Source organism: Microbispora sp. H11081 (assembly GCF_012999535.1).
Lineage (GTDB): Bacteria > Actinomycetota > Actinomycetes > Streptosporangiales > Streptosporangiaceae > Microbispora.
On sequence record NZ_JABBWV010000002.1, the window covers coordinates 707,396 to 728,122 of the forward strand.

Here is a 20,727-nt window from a genome sequence, read left to right on the forward strand (position 1 = left end):
ACCGTCAGGGACGGCCTCACCACCCGAGCTGGGAGATCCTGTCCTTGAACAGCGTGGTGGCGATCGCCGCCTTGTGCGGCTGTCCCTTGAGGAACGCCTCGGCGAACTTGACCGCCTGGTCCCGGGACACCTTGCCCGGCATGGGCGGCTCGTTCGGGTCGACGTCGACGTCCACCAGCGCGGGGCCGGGATGGGCGAGGGCCTGCCGTACGGCCTCGTCCACGTCGGCCGGGTCGGTGACCTTCCGGCCGTACCCGCCGCAGGAGCGGGCCCAGGCGGAGAAGTCCGAGGCCGGCGTGCCGAACCTGACCCCGTGCTCGGGGAACCCCAGCACCATCTGCTCCCAGAGGATCTGGCCCAGCGAGTCGTTGTTGTTCACCACCACCGTGATCGGCAGGCCGAGCCGGGCCGCGGTGAGGAACTCGGCCATCAGCATCGCGAACCCGCCGTCGCCGATGAACGCGATCACCTGCCGGCCGGGGTGGGCGAGCTGCGCCGCGATCGCGTACGGCAGGCCGGGGGCCATCGAGGCGAGGTTGCCCGACAGGTAGAACTCGCGGTCGCCGCGGATCGTCCAGTGCCGCGCCGCCCAGGTCGCGATCGTGCCGGAGTCGCAGGTGAGGATGGCGTCGTCGGCGGCGGCCCGGTCCACGCAGCCGATCAGGTACTGCGGGGCGATCGGGGTGCGCCGGGGATCCTCCAGGGCCGTCATGTTGTCGCGCCACTTGGCCATGGCCTTCTGGTACTTCCCCAGGTGCGACCGGTCCTCGGCGCGGCGCAGCAGCGGCAGCAGGGCGGCCAGCCCTTCCTTGGCGTCCCCGACCATCGGCACCTCGGTCGGCACGCGCAGGCCGGCGCGGGCGGGGTCGGCGTCGATCTGCACGACGCGGGCCTTGCCAGGCGCGGGCAGGTGCTTGGTGTACGGGAAGTTGGTGCCGACCATCAGCAGCGTGTCGCAGTCCTCGACCAGCTCCTCACCCGGCCTGGTGCCGAGCAGGCCGATCCCGCCGACCGCGTACGGCGAGTCGTCGGGGATGACCGCCTTGCCGGGCAGCGTCTTGATCACGGGGGCGCCCAGCGTCTCGGCGACGGCCAGCACCTCCGCGCGGGCGTGCAGGGCGCCGGCCCCCGCGAGGATCGCGGGCCGCCTGGCCGCGTTCAGCACCTCGGCGGCGGCCGTCAGGTCCTGCTCGCGCGGCACGCCGGGCGGCGGCAGGTAGACGGGGGCGCTCGCGGGCGGGCGCGCGGGGGCGACGTGCTGGTAGGGGTCGGCGTCCGCCGGGGCCACCTGGACGTCGTTGGGCAGGCACAGGTGGGCGACGCCGCGCCGGGCGTAGGCCGTGCGGATCGCGATGTCCACCACGCCTGGCAGCTGCGCGGGGTTGTCCACCACCAGGTTGTACTCGGTCACGTCCTCGAACGCCCGGTCGAGGTGGACCTCCTGCTGGTAGCCGGTGCCGAGCACGCTGGTCTCCTGCATGCCCGTGATGGCCAGCACCGGCTGGTGGTCGAGCTTGGCGTCGTACAGGCCGTTGAGCAGGTGGATGCCGCCGGGGCCCGAGGTGGCCAGGCACACGCCGACGCGGCCGGTGGCCTTCGCGTGCGCCGCGGCCATGAACGCGGCCGCCTCCTCGTGGCGCACCAGCACGAACCGGACGCGGTCGGAATGGCGGCGCAGCCCCTCCATGATGCCGTTGATGCCGTCGCCGGGCATCCCGAAGACGGTGTCGACCCCCCAGTCGGAGAGCCGCCTGACGAGTACTTCGGAAGCGATTTCCGTCATAGTGGCGGCGCTGCCCCCGCGACGGGATGCCGAACACTCACCGCGGGGAAAATTCAGTCGCCGAGCAGCCCGGCGTCGTGGACGAGCAGGGCGATCTGGACGCGGTTGTTGAGGCCGAGCTTGGCGAGGACGCTCGACACGTGCGTCTTGACGGTGGGGACGCTGAGGTGCAGCAGGGCGCCTATCTCGGCGTTCGTGCTGCCCCGGCCGACCGCCACCGCGACCTGGCGCTCCCGGTCGTTCAGCCGCGCCAGGCGCTCCGCGGCCAGGGCCCGCCGCCGGTCGCGGCCGTCCTCCGCCACCCTGGCGATGAGCCGCCGGGTGACCGCAGGTGACAGGACGGGGTGACCGGCGGCCACCCGGCGGATGGAGTCGACGATCTCCCCTGGCGGGGTGTCCTTGAGCAGGAACCCGGCGGCGCCCGCGCGCAGGGCGCGCAGCACGTGCTCGTCGGCGTCGAAGGTGGTCAGCACGATCACCTCGGGCGCGCCGTCGCGGGCGCGCAGCGCCTCGGTGGCGGCCAGGCCGTCCATCACCGGCATCCGGATGTCCATCAGCACCACGTCGGGGCGGTGCCGGCCGGCCAGCGGCAGCACCTCGGCGCCGTCCCCGGCCTGGGCGAGGACGCGGATGTCCGGGGCGCCGCCGAGCATCATCACCAGCCCGGCCCGGACCAGGGGGTCGTCGTCGGCGATGAGAACGCCGATAGGCGCGGCTTCTGGCGCGATCATGCAGGCCACGGTAGCCAGGCCCGCACGCGCCAGCCACCCCGCCCTCCGTCCAGGCGCCCGTGCTCCAGCCGTCCCCCCGCAAGCGTGACGCGCTCGGCCAGGCCGGTCAGGCCGTGCCCGCCTCCGCTCCCCCCGCCGTGCCCGGCCGCCGCCGGGGCGTCGTCGACCACCTCGACCGTCAGGCCCTCGCCCGGCGCGCCCGTCAGCCGCAGGAGGACCCCCGCTCCCGGCGCGTGCTTGCGCGCGTTGGTCAGGGCCTCCTGGACGACGCGGTAGGCGGTGCGGCCCGTGCGGTCTGGGACGGTCTCGCGTGCGCGGAGTTCGTCGCGCAGCTCCAGCCGCATGCCCGCCTGGCCCGACTCCGCGACGAGCCGTTCCAGGTCGGCGAGGGAGGGCGGGCCGGGCACAACGTTCGGCGCGATGTCGGGCGCGGTGTCGGGCGCGGTGGGGGCGGCCGGCCCTCCGGTGGGGGCGCGCAGCACGCCGATCACCTCGCGCAGGTCCTGCAGGGCCTGGTGGGCGCTCTCCCTGATCACCCGGGCCGCGCGTGCGACGTCGGCGGGGTCGGCGCCGGGGTTGAACTCCAGCGCCCCCGCGTGCACGCTCAGCAGCGACAGCCGATGGCCGAGCACGTCGTGGATGTCGCGGGCGATGGCCTCGCGGACCTGGTGCCGCGCCTGCTCGGCCCTGGCGAGCACCAGCCGCCGCCTGTGCTGGACGAGCAGGCCCCAGCCGAGCGCCGTGGCCTGCAGGGACAGACCGAGCGTCAACAGCGCGAGCGGCGGCATGTCCGGGTCGGGCCGCAGGCAGACGAAGACGATCGCGGCCAGGACGCTGAGCCCGAACACCGCCCCGGAGACCCTCGGGCGGCGGTGGATCGCGACGGAGAACTGCGCGGCCAGCATCGCGCCCGCGATCAGCTCGAAGACGCACGACAGCGCGACGAGCGTCACCGCGATCCCGACCGGCCACCTGCGGCGGAGCCACAGCGCCGCGCAGCCGAGCATGCTCACGAGCTGGTCGGTGGTGAACAGCCACGCCGGGGGCAGTGGCGCGGTGTTCAGACGCTCCACCGACGTGTATAAGACGAAGACGACGGCGAGCGCGAAGATCGCCGTGTCCACGAGCCGGTCGCGCCTGCTACGCCGGTGCCCGGGGGCGTCGGAGGAGTCCATGTCCCCGCAGGGTACGGTCCGCGGAGCGGCGGCGACCATACCAAAGTCGGGCGGGAGCATACCGACGCCCGATCCCCGCCGGTCCCGCCAATACCTAGCGTCGGTGGCATGCGCAAGGTCATCCAACTCGCCGGGGCGTTCCTTGTGGTCGCCGGCCTCAGCGGGACCATCGACCACCTGGCCGTGCAGCCGTTCTGGGGCGTCGCCCTCAACGTCTTCAACCGGCAGGTCATCCCGCGTCTGCCCGCCCTGGCCGGGTACGAGGTCTACGCCAACCTTCTCGTGTCCGTCGTCGGCGTCGTCGTGTTCGCCGCCGCCGGGAGGCGTGATGACGCCGCCTGACCGGCGCCGTCTCGTCCCGGCGGCCGTGCTGCTGGTGCTCGCGCCGGTGTCCGCCGAGTACGTCACGGGGTACGACGTCAGCACGGGCGACCCGCTCGCGCTCGCCGCCGGCCTGCTGATCTTCAGTCCGCTGTACGGCGCGCCCGCGCTGCTCATCCGTGAGACGGCCCGCCGCCTCGGCATGTCCTGGCCGGGCATCCTCGCCCTCGCGGCGGCCTTCGGCGTGCTGCAGGCCGGCGTGGTCGACCAGTCGCTGTTCAGCGAGGGATACCGGGACATCGCCTATTGGGAGGAGCTGATCCGCCCGACCTACGTCGCGCAGCTCGGCCTGGCGGCCCACACCACGCTGAACTTCGTCGCGGGCCACGCGGTCTGGAGCTTCGGGGTGCCGATCGCGCTGACGGAGGGGCTGAACCCGCGGCTGTCGCGCACGCCCTGGCTGCGGACGCCCGGACTGGTCACGGCCGCGGCGCTGTACGTCGCGGCGGCGGCGCTGGTCCTGCGCGAGCACCTGCGGACCGAGCACGACCACGCCTCGGCCGCCCAGATAGGGGGATCGCTGGCCGTCGTCGCGCTGCTCGTCCTCTTCGCGCTGAGCCGGCGATCACGGGACCCCACAGTGCCGGACGGTGCCGTGCGGGACGGTGCCGTGCGGGACGGTGCCGCGCCCCGGCCGATCGCCGTGGCGGCGGGCGGCCTGGCGGCGGGCCTCGTCTTCGACTTCCTGCCGCCGACCTGGGCCGGGGTGGGAGCCGGGCTCGCGGTGATCGCGCTGTGCGCCGCAACCGTCTGCCGCCTGGCCCGTTCGCCGGGGTGGACCGGCCGGCACGCCGCCGCGCTCGCCGCCGGAGCCCTGGCCGCGCGGGCGGCGGTCGGGTTCTTCGCGGTCCCGCTGGGTGAGGTCGCGCCGGTGGCGAAGTACGCGCACAACGTCGCGTTCCTCGCGGGCGCGGTGCTGCTGGGCGCTCTGGCGGCGCGACGCCGGGGGGCCGGGTGAATTCATCCGTCCTCGCGGACGACCTCGCCGGGGTCCTTGTCGTCGCGCAGGCCCCGCCACGAGGGGTGGCGCAGCCGCCCCTCGCCGGTCCACTCGGCGAACCGCACCTCGCCGACCAGGACCGGGTCCACCCACCGGCCGCCTCTGGCCTCCTCCCGGGTGATGCCGTCGAAAGGTGGCGTGTCCCGGCGCAGCGGCGCCAGGCGCTCGCCGAGCCGCCGCAGCGCCTCGTCGGTGAACCCGGTACCGACGCTGCCGGCGTACCGCAGCCGTCCGCTGCCGTCGTTGACGCCCACGAGCAGCGATCCGACGGTGTTCGCGCGGCGGCCCTCCCCGGCCCGCCAGCCGCCGACGACGACCTCCTGCGTACGGAGGTTCTTGACCTTGACCCAGTCGGGGGAGCGGCGGCCGGGGCGGTAGGGCGAGGTGAGCCGCTTGGCCACGACGCCCTCCAGCCCCAGCCGCCGGGAGTCGGCCAGCGCGTGCTCGCCCCCGTCGGTGTAGTGGGGCGGGATGGCCCAGTGGCGTCCGGCGTGGACGAGGTCCTCCAGACGGCGGCGCCGCTCGGTGTAGGGCATCGCGATCACGCTGTCGGGGCCGGCGTGCAGCACGTCGAACAGCAGGTAGGTCACGGGCGTGGTGACCACGAGCTGCCTGATCCTGAGCGGGTCGCGCTGGTGCATGCGCGGCTGCAGCGCCTCGAACGACGGCCTGCCCCGCGGGTCGAAGGCGACGATCTCCCCGTCGAGCACCGCCGCCCGCCCACCCGTCGCGCCGGCCAGGCCGGCGAGCTCGGGGTAGGCGGCGGTGATGTCCCTGCCGTTGCGGGAGACCAGCCGCAGGACGCCGTCGTCGACGTAGGCGAGGGCGCGAACCCCGTCCCACTTCATCTCGTGCGCGTAGTCGCCGTCGGGCTCGGGCAGCGGTCCGAGCCTGGCCATCATCGGCGTGTACGCCGGAAGGCCGGCCATGCCCTGCTGGTACCCCGGCGAGCCGGGTGCGTACCTTCTGACCTGCGGTGACGCGCGCCACCATCCTCCGAAAGGGGGATGCCGGGCGACGTGCCGGGTGATGCCGCGTGATCGGCGCCGCCGCGAACCTTGAGGCATGGAAGCCATCGAGGTCACAGACCTCCGCAAGTCGTACGGGGACACCGTCGCCGTGGACGGGGTGACGTTCACGGTCCGGGCCGGTGAGACGTTCGGGATCGTCGGCCACAACGGCGCCGGCAAGACCACGACCGTCGAGTGCCTGACCGGGCTCAGGCGCGCCGACGCGGGCAGCGTCCGGGTGCTCGGCGAGGATCCGGCGCGCAGGCGGCGCGCCCTGGCCCAGCGCCTGGGCGTGCAACTGCAGGACGGCTCCCTGCCCGAGCGGATCAAGGTGGCCGAGGCGCTGCGCATGTTCGGCGCCTTCTACCGCGACCCGGCCGACTGGCGGCGGGTGATGGAACGCTGGGGCCTGGGGCCGCTGGCGAGGAAGGCTTACGGCGACCTGTCCGGCGGGCAGAGGCAGCGGCTGATGCTCGCGCTCGCCCTGGTCGGCGACCCCGAGGTCGTCGTGCTCGACGAGCTGACCACGGGCCTGGACCCGATCGCGCGCCGCGATACGTGGCGGCTGGTCGGCGACCTGAAGACGGCGGGCACCACCGTGGTGCTGGTCAGCCACTACTTCGACGAGATAGAGGCGCTCTGTGACAGGGTCGCCGTCCTCGCCCGCGGCCGGGTGGCGGCGACGGGCACCACGGGCGAGCTTGTCGCCAGGACCGGAACCGCCTCGCTCGAAGAGGCATACCTCGCCCTGGAGGGAACCGACCGATGAAGGCGTTCACGGCTCTGGCGGCGGCCGAGCTCAGGCTGCTGGCGCGCGATCCCGCCTCGCTGTTCTTCATGGTGGCCTTCCCCCTCATGCTGCTGGTGCTCAAACGCGGCGACGGCGGGGCGGTCCCCGGCTATCTCGCGATGATCGCTGCCATCGGCGGGATGGGCGCGCTGCCGGGCCTGCTGGCCTCCTACCGCGAGCGCAAGGTGCTCAAGCGGCTGGCCGCCACGCCGATCTCGCCGGTTCTGCTGCTCGGAGCCCAGCTTGTGGCCCAGGTCGCCGCGGGACTGGCAGGCTCCGCGCTGCTGGTGGTCGTGACGATCGCGGTGTTCGGCGCGCGGCCCCCCGGGAACGTCGTCCTGCTGGCCGCCGCCTTCCTGCTCTGCTCGGTGATGGTCTGCGCGCTGGGCTTCGTGATCGCCGCGGTCGTGCGCAACACCAGGGGCGCGAGCCTGATCGGCATGCTGGTCATGTTCCCCATGATCTTTCTGTCGGGCGCGGCCGTGCCCAGGAAGGCGCTACCCGGCTCGCTGCGCCAGATCGGTGACTTCCTGCCACTGACCCCGGCCGTGGAGGCCCTGGGCGACGCCTGGTCCGGCACCGTCGCCGTCTTTCCCCTGCTGATCCTGGCCGGGATAATCGTGGCGGCCACGGCCGCCGGCGCCGCGCTGTTCCGATGGGAGTGAGGACAGTGAACGTCTGGGAGGCGCGCTGGTTACGCGCCTTCCACCTGCTGTACTACGCCTGCCTGGCGCTCGGACTGGTCCTCTCGTCAGGCGAGGGCACGGGCGAGAGCAGGGTCCCAGGCCCGCTGACGCTGGGGATCGTCGCGCTCATGGCCGGCTGGCACGGCTTCTTCGTCGTACGCCGGCCGCGTCTGCTCGGGCGGCTGAACCCGATGGCGTTCCATCTGGCGGTCGTCTGCGCGCTCTACGTCGCGCTGGTGTCACTGGACCGGTCGTTCGACGTGGTCGTCTTCGGGCTGATGCCCCAGCCCTACCTGATGCTGCCGAGCCCCTGGTCGTACGTGGGGGCGGTGACGACGGTCCTCAGCACGTTCGCCGCCAGGGGCTATCTGGACGACCCCGGCGCCTTGTGGCGGCTCGTCGGGAGTTCCGGCCTCGTCGTGGCGATCGGGCTGTTCGTCGACTACGTTTCCCGGCAGAGCGCGCAGAACCGGACGGTCGGGGTGCTGGAGGAGCGGGCGAGGCTGGCCAGGGAGATCCACGACACCCTCGCGCAGGGGCTGAGCGGGATCATCACCCAGCTGGAGGCGGCCGAGCAGGCGATGCCCGACCTGGGCGCCGTACGGAAGAGGATCGCGCTGGCCAAGGAACTGGCGCGTGACAACCTGCGGGAGGCGCGGCGCTCGGTCGACGCGCTGCGGCCGGGCCCTCTCGCCGGCGCGGGCCCGGAGGCGGCGCTCGCGGAGGTGGCCGCCCGGTGGTCGCGGACGTCGGGGGTGACGGCGACCGTGTCGGTGGAGGGGACGCCCCGGCCACTGCCGGGTGAGGTGCAGACGACGCTGCTGCGGGCGGCGCAGGAAGGACTGTCGAACGCGGCCAGGCACGCCCAGGCGGGCATGGTCGCGATCACGCTGACGTACATGAACGACGAGGTGACGCTGGACGTGTTCGACGACGGGCTGGGGTTCGACCCTGACGCGCCCGGCGCGGGGTATGGGCTGGCGGCCATGCGGGAGCGGGCCGGCGGCGTCGGGGGAACGCTGACCGTGGAGTCCGCACCGGGAGAGGGGACGGCGCTGTGCCTGCGGATCCCCTCAAACTGATGATCGTCGACGACCACCCGGTGGTCCGCGACGGGCTGCGCGGGATGTTCGACCACGTGGCGGACATCGAGGTGGTGGCGGAGGCGTCCGACGGGTTCGAGGCGCTGGCCATGGCCAGGAAGGCCCGGCCGCATGTGGTGCTGATGGACCTTCGCATGCCCGGCCTGGACGGCGTCGGGGCGATCCAGCGGCTCCGGGCCGACCAACCGGAGATCAAGGTGGTCGTGCTCACCACCTACGACACGGACGCCGACGTGGCCCGGGCCATGGCCGCCGGGGTGGCGGGCTACCTCCTGAAGGACGCGCCGCGCGAGGAACTGCACAGAGCGGTCCGCACGGCCGCCGCCGGCGGAGCGGTCCTGGCGCCGTCGGTGGCGTCCGCGCTGATGAACAGGCCCGCGGCCCAGGAGCCGAGCCCGCGCGAGCTGGAGGTGCTGCGCCTGGTGGCGCGGGGCTCGGCGAACAAGGAGATCGCCAGGGCCCTGCTGATCAGCGAGACGACGGTGAAGACGCATCTCAAGCACGTCTTCGCCAAGCTCGGGGTCGACAGCAGGGCCGCGGCGGTCGTCGTCGCCATGGAACGAGGGCTCCTCTAGGGGAGGATCTCCAGGCGGACGTCGAGGCCCTCGTACAGGTAGGGGGTGGCGGTGATGATCCGCCAGTTGCGGCGGGTGGCGTGGACGGCGGCGTGGGCGGCCACCAGGACGTCGGGCAGGTGCGCGTCGGCGGCGGCGGGCCGGTGGCGGCGCAGGCTCGTCATGATCGCCTGCGCGTACGGCCCGCCTTCGACGGCGTCGTCGGGGGACAGCGCGCCGGTGACCACCATGGACATGCGCAGGAAGCGTTCGAGCCGGGGCTGGACGGGGCCGAGGGACAGCACCTGGACGGCGAGGGCGGGGATGAGGAGGGTGACGCCGTGGGCCGAGGACTGGTGCACGACGGCCCTGCCGTACATGCTCTTGCCCTCGATCAGGTGGACGACGGCGTCGAGGTCCAGCACGTGGCCGGACAGGACGCCGGCCGGTGGGACGGGGTCGGTCACGCGGCGTCCGCCTTGGCGTCGCCCGTCATCAGGCGCGCCGCGCGGGCGCTGTCGTCATCGGTGATCCCGTCCTGCCAGCCCGGCCCCCATAAATCGGCCATGATGGCGAGGTCGCCCTGGATGCGCCGCCGCTCCCGCAGCGCCGCGGCGATGTAGGCCGAGGCGTTGCCCGACGCCTGCGCCTCGTCGGCCAGTTCGTCGGGCAAGGAGATCGTGATCTTCTTGGTCATACCTGGGAGGCTACCCAGTCATACTGCCGGTGGTCCACCGGTTCCCGGAAAAGCGCCGCGGACTCGCGCCCGGCCTCCAGGACGAACCGGACGGCCCTGGTCGGCCGGGTCTCCTGGTCGCCGCGGGCCGCGCTCACCCGCGCCTCGTACGTCCCCCCGCCGCGCAGCCGCAGGTCGCAGCCGCAGGCCCCGATCGGCAGCGGCGACCGCTCGAACCCCGATCCCGCGTCCACGTCGCGCAGGTCGAGCCAGTAGCCGCTCGCGCCGAAGACCCGAGACCAGGAGATCCGTGCCGTGGCGCCGCGTACCGCGACGGCGATCCCACCGGGCGCCCTGATCGGCAACGGCTCGGCGTCGGCGGGAACCGGCGTGGCGAAGTCCAGCCGCCCGCCCTGGAAGGCCCGGGAGTACGCGTCGGCGAACGCCTTGGCGATCTTGAACTCGCCGACGCTGTTGGGGTGCAGCCCGTCGTAGGTGTCGGCGTGCGGGTCGTAGACGGCCGCGAGGCCGACATGGACGACGGGGGAGCAGGGCGTCGACAGCGCGGCCAGGACGCCGGGCAGGCGCGCGTTGTACGTCTCGACGATCTCCGGCAGGTGCGGCAGGTGGGGCAGCGGGGTGCGCCGGACGACGTCGGCCACGAGGAAACGCAGGTCGGGGCGCGCCTCGCGGGCCCTGCGCACGAACTCCCCGACATGGGTGAGCAGCCGCTCGGGGCCGCTCACCCCCCAGGCGAGGTCGTTGAACCCCAGCGCGACCATGAGGAGGCCGGGCCGGTGGGCGGCGACGGCGTCCGCGATCTCGCCCCTCGCCTCGTCCATCAGGCCGCCCCAGCGGGCGTGGTGCAGGTCATGGGGGAAGACGGTCCCCGGCCGGTAGCCGCCCGCGCGCGTCGCGGCGGCGCCCTCCCGCGGCGCCAGGTCGGGCAGGGCGCAGGTGCCCGACCACGGACCGGTGAAGCGCACGGGCGCGCCGCGGGCGGCGAAGTGGCGGGCCAGCCGGTACCGCCAGGTGTAGTCGCCCTCCAGTCCGTGGCTGATCGAGTCACCCACGATCATGATCGTCGGATGTGGGATGGCCGCCTCCTGGGTGGATCGCCCGGTCGACGACCGGCCGTCAACGATCTGCCGTGGCGGGGGTGCGGGCTCGGAGCAGGTAGCGCACCAGCCGGCTGTACGCGGCGTACAGGATGCCGAGCGCGGCCAGTAGCAGCACCGCGGTGAACACCCACTCCATCGAACCACCGGGGCCGTAGACCCGGTTCTCCCGCCCCACGTCCACGGCCGCGGTCACCTGCCCCTCGCGGAGCATCTCGCGGTCCGCGCCGTACAACGCGATGTCGGTCTTGCGTACCGCGCCGTCGGTGGACAGGAAGTCGCCCGACCAGGTGCAGGACTCGTGCCCGGGATGCTCGACGCACTCCACCCGCTTGGCCGTGAAGGACCCGGGGACGCCGTCCGCCCGTGCGGCGCGCACGACGGTGCCGATGTTCGGCACGGAGAGGAAGAGCAGGAAGGCCGCGAGGAACGTGAGCACGGCGGTGAAGAAGGCCGGGGAGCTTTGACGCTCCCCGTGCCCGGTGGTCACGCCGTCACCTCCGTCACCGCGCCGGCGCGAGGGCGGGGGCGCAGGTGCAGGCCATCAGCGCGCGCTCGGCGGCGCTGGGACGAAGGTGCATGATCATCGCGACGACCATGGGGATCGTCACGAGGGTGTTGTAGAACAGGTGCAGCTCCATGCGCGGCACCAGCAGCTGGATGATGCTGGTCGGAGCCGGGCGGCCCGCCAGGTTCTGCCCGATCAGGGCCTGCATGAGCAGCAGGAAGTGCTCGAAGTGGTGCCAGACCTGGATGCCGAGCGAGACGTTCCACCAGACGCGCGCCCGTCCGGTGAAGCCGTGCCTGAGCATGATGAGCCCGACCAGCATCACCAGGGCGTAGCCGTAGTGCATCCACTCGGAGGTGACCAGCCACGGGAACGGCAGGCCGAGCACGCCGCGGGCCTCGGGCAGGCTCCAGCCGAGCACGTAGACCTGGACGGCCTGCGCGAGGTGTTCGGCCCAGTGGGCCACGACGATGAAGGCGAAGACGCCCAGAGCGGCACGGTGGTGCCGGCCGTTGAGCTCTCCTCCACGGTGGGAGGGGCGAGATGCGGAAACCGCTTCGGTCGCCATACGCAACCTCGATTCGGAGCTGAGGCCAGAAAGGGCCAGACGCGGATCATGGACCGTACGCTCATTATTCGGTCGCTTCGCCCTGAGTGTTTCTCCCGGCGTGCGAAGTCGCGTTCGAGCAGCGTGGAGGGGTACATCCCGGGGTACGGGGGTGGGCCATGCGACTCGCGGGGGCACGGGCGCTCGTCACGGGAGCCTCGTCGGGCATCGGCGCGGCCACGGCGCTGGAGCTGTCGGCGCGCGGCGCCCGCCTGGTGCTGTCCGGGCGCGACGAGGAGGCGCTCGCCGGCGTGGCCGCCAGGACCGGCGGCGAGGCGCTGCCCGCCGACCTGTCCCCCGGCGCTCCTGAGGGCACCCCCGACGGGGTCGCCGACCTCGCCGCACGCGCCGGGCCGGTGGACCTGCTCGTGGCGTGCGCGGGCGAGGGCTGGAGCGGGCCGTTCACTCGGATGCCCTGCGGCACCGCCGACCGGCTGGTCGCGGTCAACCTCACCGCACACGTGCGGCTCACCCGGCTGCTGCTGCCCGGGATGGCCGAGCGCGGCCGGGGCCACCTCGTCTACGTGGCCTCGATCGCCGGTGTGGTCGGCGTGCGCGAGGAGGCGGTGTACGCCGCGACCAAGGCGGGCCTGCTGGCCTTCGCCGAGAGCCTGCGCTACGAACTGCCCCCGGTCAAGGGGAATGGGATCGGCGTGACGACCGTGGTGCCCGGGGTGGTCGACACGGCGTTCTTCGCCCGGCGCGGCAGGCCGTACACCCGCCGCAGGCCCGCGCCCGTCCCGCCGGAGCGGGTGGCCAGGGCCATCGCGGTCGCCGTCGAGCGCGGGCGCGCCGAGGTGTTCGTGCCGGCGTGGCTGCGGCTGCCGGCCCGCCTGCATGGGGCCGCGCCCAGCGCGTTCCGCATCCTCGCCCGCCGGTTCGGCCGCCCCTGACCTCAGCCGCCGCGGAGCGCGCGCAGGGACTCGCGCAGCGAGCCGAGGGTGGCGAAGACCGCCGTCGGCTCGTAGCCGCAGTGCGCCATGCAGTTGGCGCAGCGCGCGTCCCGCCCCCGGCCGTAGGAGTCCCAGTCGGTCTCCTCGACCAGCTCCCGGTACGTCTTCGCGTACCCGTCGGCCATCAGGTAGCAGGGCCGCTGCCAGCCGAACAGGGAGTAGGAGGGGATCGCCCAGGCCGTGCAGGGGAAGTCGGTCCTCCCCTCCAGGAAGTCGAGGAACAGCGGCGAGTGGTTGAACCGCCAGCGCCTGCGGTTGCCGCCGGCGAACGCGGCGCGGAACAGCTCCCGCGTCTGCCGCACGCCCAGGAAGCAGTCCTGGTCGGGCGCCTTCTCGTAGGCGTACCCCGGCGAGATCGTCATCTGGTCGACGCGCAGTTCGTCGTTGAGGAAGTCGAGCACCTCCACGACCGTGCGCGGGCTGTCCCCGGCGAAGAACGTGGTGTTGGTGGTGACGCGGAAGCCGCGCCGCAGGCACTCGCGCACCGCCGCGACCGCCTCGTCGAACACGCCCGCCTTGCACACGGACGCGTCGTGCCGCTCGCGCAGGCCGTCGATGTGGACCGCCCAGGCGAAGTAGGGCGACGGCGCGAACCGGTCGATCTTGCGCGGGATCAGCAGCGCGTTGGTGCACAGGAAGACGTACTTCCTGCGCGCCACCAGCTCCTCGACCATCTCCCCGATCTGGGGGTGCATGAGCGGCTCCCCGCCCGCGATCGACACCATCGGCGCGCCGCACTCCTCTACGGCGGCAACCGCCTGCTCGACCGGCATGCGCTGTTTCAGCACTCCGGCCGGGTGCTGGATCTTCCCGCAGCCCGCGCACTTCAGGTTGCACGCGAACAGCGGTTCGAGTTCGAGCAGCAGCGGGAACCGTTCCCGCCCGCGCAGCCGCTGGCGCAGGATGTAGGCGCCGACGCGCAGGCTCTGGCGCAGGGGCATAGGCATCAGGGCCGCACCTCCTTCGGCAATGTGAACTCGACGTTCTCCTCGGTCACCCGCCGCTCCTCCACCTCCAGCGGGCCGAGCCCGCCGAGGGCCGCCACGACGTCGTCGACCACCGAGCCGGGAGTCGACGCCCCGGCGGTAACCCCGACCGTCCGCGCCTCGCGCAGCCAGTCGAGCGCGACGTCGCCTGGGCCGTCGACCAGGCGGGCGAGCGGCGCCCCGTCGCGCCCGGAGCGCGCGGCGACCTCGGTGAGGCGCAGGGCGTTGGAGGAGTTCGCCGACCCGACCACCAGGACCAGGTCGGCCTCGTCCGCGACGGCGCGCACCGCCCGCTGCCGGTTGGTCGTCGCGTAGCAGATGTCGTCGCCGCGCGGTCCCTCGGCGTCCGGGAAGCGCCGCCGGATCGCCGCCGAGACCCGCCCCGCCTCGTCGGCCGCGAGCGTGGTCTGGGTGAGGTAGGCGACCCCGCGCCCCGGCCGCAGGCCCTCGATCTCGGCCTCGTCCTCGACCAGCACGCCCGCGCCCGGCACCTCCCCGAGCACGCCCTCGACCTCCTCGTGCCCGGCGTGGCCGATCAGCACCACGAGGTCGCCCCGCGCGGCGAACCTGCGGGCCTCGGCGTGGACCTTCGCGACCAGCGGGCAGGTCGCGTCGACGACGCGCAGTCCGCGCCGCGCCGCCTCCTCCCGCACGGACGGCGCGACCCCGTGCGCGGAGAACACGGTCGCCGCGCCCTCCGGCACCTCGGCCAGTTCGTCGACGAACACCGCGCCGCGCCGCTCCAGATCCCGTACGACGTGGATGTTGTGCACGATCTGCTTGCGCACGTAAACGGGCGGGCCGAACCGGTCCAGGGCGAGTTCCACGATCTCGATGGCCCGCTCGACCCCGGCGCAGAACGAGCGGGGCGAGGCCAGCAGGACCCGGCGCGGGCCCACGGCCGCCGCCCACCGCGCCAGCACAGGGCCGATCCGGGTGAGCGTCCGGCGCGCGGGGACCGCGCCGCACAGGGTGGCGGGGTTCAGCAGGGGGGCGCCCGGGGCGTCCACGATGACCCGCACGGCCGCGAACGGCCGCCCGCCCGCGGCTTCCGCGAGAGGCGCGCTCTCCATGTCGACGGCGCACGCGCCCTCGCGGGCCAGCGCGAGCCTGGCGCGGCCCGTCACTATCCCCGGCGAGGTCACGAGCGGGCCCAGGCGGGCGGGCAGCCCGGCCCTGAGGAGCTCACCGGCGAGCAGCGGCGCCGACGGGCACGGCCAGACCCGGTCGCCGGAGCGGACCTCGGTGGCGACGAGGACGTCCCCGGGGCGCAGCCCGTCGTGGAGCGCCCCGCCGAAGCCGGTCACGGCGAGGGCGGCGGCGGGCGGGAGCAGGGCCGCCGCGCGCGCCGCCCGGTCCGGGCCCATCCCGATTCTGACGACCCGGATGCCCGGCCGGCCGGGCGGGGGCCGCAGGCCACGGGCGACGGCCCGGGCCTCGAGCCCCAGCGCGGTGCACACGATCAGACCGGTCATGGCGTCACCTCCGGGGCACGCAGGTAGCGGCCGAGCGCGCTGAGGGGGAAGACGAGGCGGTAGAGGTGGTAGTTGATGAAGAAGTCGCCGGGGAAGCCCGTCCCGGTGTAGTGTGGCTCGTCCCATGTGCCGTCGGAGCGCTGGCTGCCGGCCAGCCAGGCCGCGCCCCGGTCCACGGCCCGGCCACGCTCCCCGGCGGCGAGCAGGCCGATCATGGCCCAGGCCGTCTGCGAGGCGGTCGGCTCGCCCCGCCCGATCCAGGCGGGGTCGCGGTAGGAGCGCATGTCCTCGCCCCAGCCGCCGCAGGGCTGCTGGTGCGCCTCCAGCCAGGCCACGGCCCGCCGTACGCGGGGGTCGCCTGGCGGCACCCCGGCGGCCACGAGGGCCGGCAGCACCGCCCCGGTGCCGTACACGTGGTTGGCCCCCCACCTGCCGAACCACGAGCCGTCGCGCTCCTGCGCCCGCAGCAGCCACCCCACGGCCCGCCGTACGACGGGGGAGCGGGCCAGGCCCTCGGCCGCCAGCGCCTCGACCACGTGCGCGGTAACGTCGGCCGTCGGCGGGTCGATGACCGCGCCGAAGTCGCAGAACGGCAGGCGCAGGCACAGCGTGCGGGTGTTGTCGGCGTCGAAGGCGGCGAACCCCCCGTCGCGGCAGGCCATCCCGGCCATCCAGCGCAGCCCCCGCTCCAGCGCGGGACGAGCGTCGGGGCGGCCCCACCGGCCCAGCGCGATGACCACCTCGGCCGTGTCGTCGACGTCGGGGTAGCGGTCGTTGTCGAACTCGAACGCCCAGCCGCCCGGCGCGAGCCGGGGCCGCCGCACCGCCCAGTCGCCCGGCCCGCGCACCTCCTCGCGCAGCAGCCACTCGCCCGCCGCGGCCAGCGCGGGATGCTCGCGCGGCAGGCCGGCGTCGAGGAGGGCGGTAATCGCCAGCGCGGTGTCCCAGACCGGCGACTGGCACGCCTCCAGCCGGCGCGTGCCGTTCTCCCTGATGGTGAACCTGTCCAGCCCCGCCAGGCCGGCCCGGATGACGGGATGGTCCAGGCCGTACCCGCTCAGGCGGAGGGCGATCAGCGAGTAGACCCAGGGAGGCTGGATGCCGCCCCAGGAGCCGTCGGCCTCCTGGCGGGCCACAATCCACTCGGCGGCCCGCCGCAGCGCTGCGTCGCGGAGCCCCGCGAGCGGCCGCCGCTCGTACCGGTGCAGGGCGCGGTCGAGCGCCGCGAACGCCGCGTCCCACCCGGTGCGCGCGGCCCGCCGCGGCGGGCGCCCGGTCCGCAGTTCCGGCAGGGCGAACGGCAGCGGGCGGACCGGCCGGTGCGCGGTCACGATCGTGAGCGGCACGATGGTCTGCCGCGCCCAGCACGCCCAGTCGTACACGTTCAGCGGGCACCAAGGCGGCAGGAACATGATCTCCGGTGGGATTACCGGCAGGTCCTCCCACCGCCACTGGCCGAACAGGGCGAGCCAGATCCGGGTGAAGACCCGGGCGGACTCGACGCCGCCCGCCTCGCGTGCGCACGCCGCCGCGGCACGCATGTGCGGGGCGGAGGGCGGGTCGCCCGCGAGCCGCAGCGCCGTGTACGCCTCCACGGTGGTGGACAGGTCGGCGGGACCGCCGTGGAAGGTGGCCCAGCCGCCGTCGGCTCCCTGCCGCGACCTGATCCACCGGGCGGTCTCGGCCGTCTCCCGCGCGGTCCGCACGCCGAGGAACTCGCGCAGCAGCAGGTCCTCCGCATCCATCGTCACGTTGGTCCGCAGCTCGCCCTTCCACCATCCCCCGGGCGACTGCAGGCCGAGCAGGTGGTCGCGGGCCGCGTTCAGGGCCGTCTCGGCGCGGGCGGCCCCGGTGGCGCCGGCGGCGACGGCGGTCACGGCGTCCGCTCCCGCCCGAGATGCCGCCGCACGAGGCGGGCCGCCCGGAGTCCACTGCGCACGGCGCCCTCCATCGTGTCGGGCCAGCCCGTGTCGGTCCACGCGCCGGCGAGGAAGAGACCGGGCCACCGGGTGGCCGCGCCGGGGCGCAGTCTCCCGCTGCCCGGGACCTGCCGGAAGGTCGCCCGCCGCTCCCTGGTGACGAACAGGTCCACGACCCGCGCCTCCCGCGCGGCAGGCAGCAGCCGCGCGAGCTCGTGCGGGAACACCTCCCGCATCACGGCCGTGGGCACGTCGATCCACTGCCGGGCCGCCGACACCGAGACCGTCAGGTACTGGCCCCGGGCGAGCCCGCCCGCCTCGGTCCTGTCGAAGACCCACTGCACGGGTGAGCCGACGACGGCGGCGAACGGCAGCCGGGTGACCGGCCGGTCGTAGACCACGTGCACGTTGACGATCGGGCTCGCGCCGAGCCCCGCCCAGGCGTCCCGGTCCGGCGCCGCCTCCGCCGGCACGAGCCGCGCGGCCTGGCCGTGCGGGGCCGCGACGACCACGGCGGACGCGTCGACCCGCCGGCCGCCGACGAGGATCGACGGCCCGGGCAGCACGCCGTCCACCTTCGCCCGCAGCCGCACCTCGCCGCCCAGCCGGGTGATGGCCGCGAGCGCGGCGCCGCCGTGCAGGTCGCCGAGCGGCACGGACGGCACGCCGATGTCGGCGGCGTCGGCGCGGCCGAGCAGGGCCGTCCTGAAGACCATCGCCGCCGGCCCGAGCGCCGCCTCGTCGGACGGCACGTTCAGCGCCGCCACCGCGAACAGGTCCCACAGGGCCCGCCGTACGGCCTCCCGCTGGCCGTTGGCGGCCAGCCAGCCGCCGAGCGCGGACCGGTCGAGGGCGGGCGCCGCCGGGTCGAGCCCGCGCAGGGCGAGCGCGCCGCGCACCGCGCGCAGCCGGTCGGCGGGCGACAGCAGGCGGTAGCCCGCGAGCGCCGGGAGCAGGTGGAACGGCCCGGGCAGCGCGGACCTGCGCAGCCGTGCCCGCCCGCCCCCGGGGGTGAGCACGGGCACGTCGAAGCGCTCCTGCAGCCGCACCCGCCCGGTCCCGCCGAGCCGGTCGAGCAGGCCGAGGTAGGCCGTGCAGCAGCGCAGGAAAACGTGCTGCCCGTTGTCGGCGACCAGCCCGCCCCGCGAGAAGGAGGACGTGGCCCCGCCGAGGCGGGGCCTCGCCTCGTAGAGGGTCACCGCGCGGCCGGCCTCCGCGAGCGCGAGGGCCGCCGTGATGCCGGCGAGGCCGCCGCCGACCACCGCCACGGGCGGGACCCGGCCGCCCGCCGCCGTGTCGATCGCTCCGCCCGCCGCTCCGCTCATCGGGCCGCTCATCGGGCCGCTCCCGCGATCGCCCGCGCCGCGACCATCGCCTTGGCCCAGGGTGGCAGCGACAGGCGCCCGGCCAGCGCCCTGGCCGGGTCGGTGGCGATGCGGTCGAGCAGGCGCCGGTAGATGCCGGCCATCGCCGCGGTGCAGGCCGCGCTGCGCCGGTCGAGCAGCGGGATCAGGCGGGTCCCCTCGGCGTACCAGTCGAGCGCCCGCCCCGCCTCGTACCGCACGAGCCTGGCGAGCCGCTCCGGCGGGTCGGTGAACGCCCCCGACGCGTCGAGGCCGAGCGTGCAGCCGAACTCGCGCAGGTCGTCGGCCGGCAGGTACACCCGCGCGGCGCACCGGTCCTCCCGCAGGTCCCTGAGCACGTTGGTGAGCTGGAGCGCCACCCCCAGGGAGTCGGCGAGCCGCGCCGCGCGCCGCAGCGCCCCGGCGTCGCGGCCCGCGCCGTCCGCCAGGCCGAAGACGCCGAGCGACAGCCGTCCGATCGACCCGGCGACGTCGCGGCAGTAGCCGACGAGGTCCTCGTAGGACTGGTAGCGCGCGCCCGCGACGTCGGCGGCGCAGCCGTCGATCAGTTCCTCGAACGCCTCCAGCGGCACGGGGAAGCGCTCGGCGGTGTCGTGCAGCGCCACCAGCACGGGATCGGCGGGATCCGGCCGCGGCGAGCGGAGCCCCGCCCGTGCCTCCTCCAGCGCCGACAGTCGCGCGTCGACGGGCCCGGCCGCGTCCCCGATGTCGTCGACCCGGCGGGCGAAGGCGTAGAGCGCGCTGAGCGCGCGGCGCTCGGGCGGGGCGAGCAGGCGGATCCCGTAGGCGAAGTTGCGTGCCTGGTCGCGCACGACACGCTCGCAGTGGCGGTAGGCGGCCGGCAGCGGCACGGGCGCGGGCGTGCGGATCGGCCCGGCGGCGACGGGGCGCAGCGCGGGGCCCGGCCGCCCGCCCGCGCCGGGAACGGCGTCGGGAACCGGACCGGGAACGGCGTCGGGAACGGGATCGGGAACGGGATCAGGGATCGCGCCGGGAAGCGTCACCGTTCACCTCCCTCAGCACGCGTGCCCACTCGCCGAGCACCGCGCGGCGGCGTGCGCGGACCGTCCGGCCGAGCACGTCGTGCCGCCCGCGTTCCAGCGCCGCGAGCACGGCCCGCCCGCCCGCGACGTACCCGGCCACCGCGGTGCGCGCGAACCCGCTCAGCGTCTCCAGCAGCGGCATCCCCTCGTCCAGCAGCGTGGCGGCGCGGCGCGCCTGTAGCGCGACGGCCCTGCGCAGCCGCGGGGACGCGTGCGGGGCGGCCAGGTCGGCCTCGCGGCAGCCGAACCTGCGCAGGTCCTCGCCGGGGAGGTAGACCCGGCCGCGGGCGTGGTCCTCGCCCACGTCCTGGCAGTGCTCGATCACCTGCAGCGCCGAGCAGATGCGGTCGGACAGCCGCGCCCGCTCCGGCGTGGCCGCGCCGAAGACGTGCAGGACGATCCGGCCGACCGGGTTGGCGGACAGTTCGCAGTAGGCCAGCAGTTGCGCGAACGTGTCGTAGCGCCGCACCACCTGGTCGCGCCGGTTGGCCTCCACGAGGTGCAGGAAGTGCGCCCGGGGCACGCCCCGCCCGGCGACCAGCGGCGTCAGCGCCCGCACGGCGGGCAGCCGGGGGCTCACCCCGGCGTAGAGGCGGCCGAGATCGGCCTCCACCGCGTCGAGCAGCGCGGGCCGCTCGGCGGGGTCGCCCTCGTCGCCGACGTCGTCCACGTATCGGGCGAAGCAGTACACCGCCATCAGGTCGCGGCGGTACGCGCGCGGCAGCAGACGGGCGGCCACCGGGAAGTTCTCCCGGCGCGCGGCATCGCGAACGTCCGCTGCGGACATGCCTGAAGAATCTCCGCCGCAATTCACCACAAAACCCGACAAGGAGCGCCGGCGTTTTTACGCGCGTAACGCCCGGGG

Annotated in this window: 22 protein-coding genes; 7 read left to right on the forward strand and 15 right to left on the reverse strand. The window is 74.7% G+C overall.

Annotated elements, in window-relative coordinates; translation table 11 throughout:
• Nucleotides 1-16: 16 nt before the first annotated feature.
• The 3 genes from HHX31_RS08295 to HHX31_RS08305 are packed head-to-tail and all read right to left on the reverse strand — an operon-like array spanning nt 17 to nt 3,689.
• Entirely contained in the window at nt 17-1,783 is a 1,767-nt protein-coding gene (locus tag HHX31_RS08295) for a thiamine pyrophosphate-dependent enzyme (RefSeq protein ID WP_169946681.1), read from the reverse strand.
• Nucleotides 1,784-1,836: 53 nt separating this feature from the next.
• Entirely contained in the window at nt 1,837-2,514 is a 678-nt protein-coding gene (locus HHX31_RS08300) for a response regulator transcription factor (RefSeq protein WP_169946683.1), read from the reverse strand.
• Entirely contained in the window at nt 2,511-3,689 is a 1,179-nt protein-coding gene (locus tag HHX31_RS08305; protein ID WP_169946685.1) for a sensor histidine kinase, read from the reverse strand. The genes HHX31_RS08300 and HHX31_RS08305 overlap by 4 nt, the downstream gene beginning before the upstream one ends.
• Before the next feature lie 108 nt (nt 3,690-3,797).
• On the opposite strand from HHX31_RS08305, the gene HHX31_RS08310 reads away from it, so the two are divergent.
• Complete coding sequence (locus HHX31_RS08310) at nt 3,798-4,031, forward strand: hypothetical protein (protein WP_169946687.1); 234 nt, start codon at nt 3,798-3,800, stop codon at nt 4,029-4,031.
• On the forward strand, nt 4,018-5,028 hold the full coding sequence (locus HHX31_RS08315) for a hypothetical protein (RefSeq protein ID WP_169946689.1): 1,011 nt from the start codon (nt 4,018-4,020) through the stop codon (nt 5,026-5,028). Before HHX31_RS08310 ends, HHX31_RS08315 begins: the two co-directional genes overlap by 14 nt.
• A 2-nt stretch (nt 5,029-5,030) precedes the next feature.
• Here HHX31_RS08315 and ligD read toward each other — a convergent pair whose 3' ends face one another.
• Nucleotides 5,031-5,999, reverse strand: coding sequence for a non-homologous end-joining DNA ligase (gene ligD / locus HHX31_RS08320; RefSeq protein WP_169946691.1), 969 nt, complete (start codon nt 5,997-5,999; stop codon nt 5,031-5,033).
• 136 nt (nt 6,000-6,135) lie between these two features.
• Between ligD and HHX31_RS08325 the strand changes: the two genes are divergently transcribed.
• From HHX31_RS08325 to HHX31_RS08340, 4 genes are read left to right on the forward strand one after another with little or no spacing between them, the layout of a single operon-like run.
• Nucleotides 6,136-6,849, forward strand: coding sequence for an ABC transporter ATP-binding protein (locus HHX31_RS08325; RefSeq protein ID WP_169946693.1), 714 nt, complete (start codon nt 6,136-6,138; stop codon nt 6,847-6,849).
• Nucleotides 6,846-7,535 carry an ABC transporter permease gene (locus tag HHX31_RS08330; protein WP_169946695.1) on the forward strand — a complete coding sequence of 230 codons (690 nt, stop codon included), beginning with the start codon at nt 6,846-6,848 and terminating at the stop codon, nt 7,533-7,535. The genes HHX31_RS08325 and HHX31_RS08330 overlap by 4 nt, the downstream gene beginning before the upstream one ends.
• 5 nt (nt 7,536-7,540) lie before the next feature.
• On the forward strand, nt 7,541-8,638 hold the full coding sequence (locus tag HHX31_RS08335; RefSeq protein WP_169946697.1) for a sensor histidine kinase: 1,098 nt from the start codon (nt 7,541-7,543) through the stop codon (nt 8,636-8,638).
• Nucleotides 8,638-9,234, forward strand: a complete 597-nt coding sequence (locus tag HHX31_RS08340) for a response regulator transcription factor (RefSeq protein WP_169946699.1) — start codon at nt 8,638-8,640, stop codon at nt 9,232-9,234. Before HHX31_RS08335 ends, HHX31_RS08340 begins: the two co-directional genes overlap by 1 nt.
• On the opposite strand, the gene HHX31_RS08345 is transcribed toward HHX31_RS08340, so the two are convergent.
• The 5 genes from HHX31_RS08345 to HHX31_RS08365 form a co-directional block, all read right to left on the reverse strand.
• Nucleotides 9,231-9,680: a hypothetical protein gene (locus HHX31_RS08345; RefSeq protein ID WP_169946701.1), complete on the reverse strand. Its 450-nt coding sequence runs from the start codon at nt 9,678-9,680 to the stop codon at nt 9,231-9,233. The genes HHX31_RS08340 and HHX31_RS08345 overlap by 4 nt on opposite strands.
• Entirely contained in the window at nt 9,677-9,910 is a 234-nt protein-coding gene (locus HHX31_RS08350) for a hypothetical protein (protein ID WP_142559609.1), read from the reverse strand. Before HHX31_RS08350 ends, HHX31_RS08345 begins: the two co-directional genes overlap by 4 nt.
• Complete coding sequence (locus HHX31_RS08355; protein ID WP_169946704.1) at nt 9,907-10,962, reverse strand: GDSL-type esterase/lipase family protein; 1,056 nt, start codon at nt 10,960-10,962, stop codon at nt 9,907-9,909. The genes HHX31_RS08350 and HHX31_RS08355 overlap by 4 nt, the downstream gene beginning before the upstream one ends.
• Before the next feature lie 64 nt (nt 10,963-11,026).
• Nucleotides 11,027-11,497: a hypothetical protein gene (locus HHX31_RS08360; RefSeq protein WP_169946706.1), complete on the reverse strand. Its 471-nt coding sequence runs from the start codon at nt 11,495-11,497 to the stop codon at nt 11,027-11,029.
• 13 nt (nt 11,498-11,510) lie between these two features.
• Nucleotides 11,511-12,083, reverse strand: a complete 573-nt coding sequence (locus HHX31_RS08365) for a hypothetical protein (protein ID WP_169946708.1) — start codon at nt 12,081-12,083, stop codon at nt 11,511-11,513.
• A gap of 158 nt (nt 12,084-12,241) precedes the next feature.
• On the opposite strand from HHX31_RS08365, the gene HHX31_RS08370 reads away from it, so the two are divergent.
• Nucleotides 12,242-13,015 (forward strand): SDR family oxidoreductase, encoded by a 774-nt coding sequence (locus tag HHX31_RS08370; protein WP_169946710.1) that lies wholly within the window; start codon nt 12,242-12,244, stop codon nt 13,013-13,015.
• Nucleotides 13,016-13,017: 2 nt separating this feature from the next.
• Here the strand turns inward: HHX31_RS08370 and hpnH are convergent, their stop codons facing one another.
• Genes hpnH through hpnC form a run of 6 tightly spaced genes read right to left on the reverse strand, consistent with a single transcriptional unit; the run spans nt 13,018 to nt 20,649 of the window.
• A complete protein-coding gene (hpnH, locus tag HHX31_RS08375) occupies nt 13,018-14,022 on the reverse strand; it encodes an adenosyl-hopene transferase HpnH (RefSeq protein ID WP_169946712.1) in 1,005 nt (334 codons plus the stop codon).
• Entirely contained in the window at nt 14,022-15,536 is a 1,515-nt protein-coding gene (ispH, locus tag HHX31_RS08380) for a 4-hydroxy-3-methylbut-2-enyl diphosphate reductase (protein ID WP_169946714.1), read from the reverse strand. Before ispH ends, hpnH begins: the two co-directional genes overlap by 1 nt.
• Nucleotides 15,533-17,413, reverse strand: coding sequence for a squalene--hopene cyclase (shc, locus tag HHX31_RS08385; protein WP_311931670.1), 1,881 nt, complete (start codon nt 17,411-17,413; stop codon nt 15,533-15,535). Before shc ends, ispH begins: the two co-directional genes overlap by 4 nt.
• Nucleotides 17,410-18,792, reverse strand: a complete 1,383-nt coding sequence (gene hpnE / locus HHX31_RS08390) for a hydroxysqualene dehydroxylase HpnE (protein ID WP_169946716.1) — start codon at nt 18,790-18,792, stop codon at nt 17,410-17,412. Before hpnE ends, shc begins: the two co-directional genes overlap by 4 nt.
• Complete coding sequence (locus HHX31_RS08395; RefSeq protein WP_311931671.1) at nt 18,789-19,823, reverse strand: squalene/phytoene synthase family protein; 1,035 nt, start codon at nt 19,821-19,823, stop codon at nt 18,789-18,791. The genes hpnE and HHX31_RS08395 overlap by 4 nt, the downstream gene beginning before the upstream one ends.
• Nucleotides 19,798-20,649: a squalene synthase HpnC gene (gene hpnC / locus HHX31_RS08400; protein WP_169946719.1), complete on the reverse strand. Its 852-nt coding sequence runs from the start codon at nt 20,647-20,649 to the stop codon at nt 19,798-19,800. The genes HHX31_RS08395 and hpnC overlap by 26 nt, the downstream gene beginning before the upstream one ends.
• Nucleotides 20,650-20,727 lie beyond the last annotated feature (78 nt).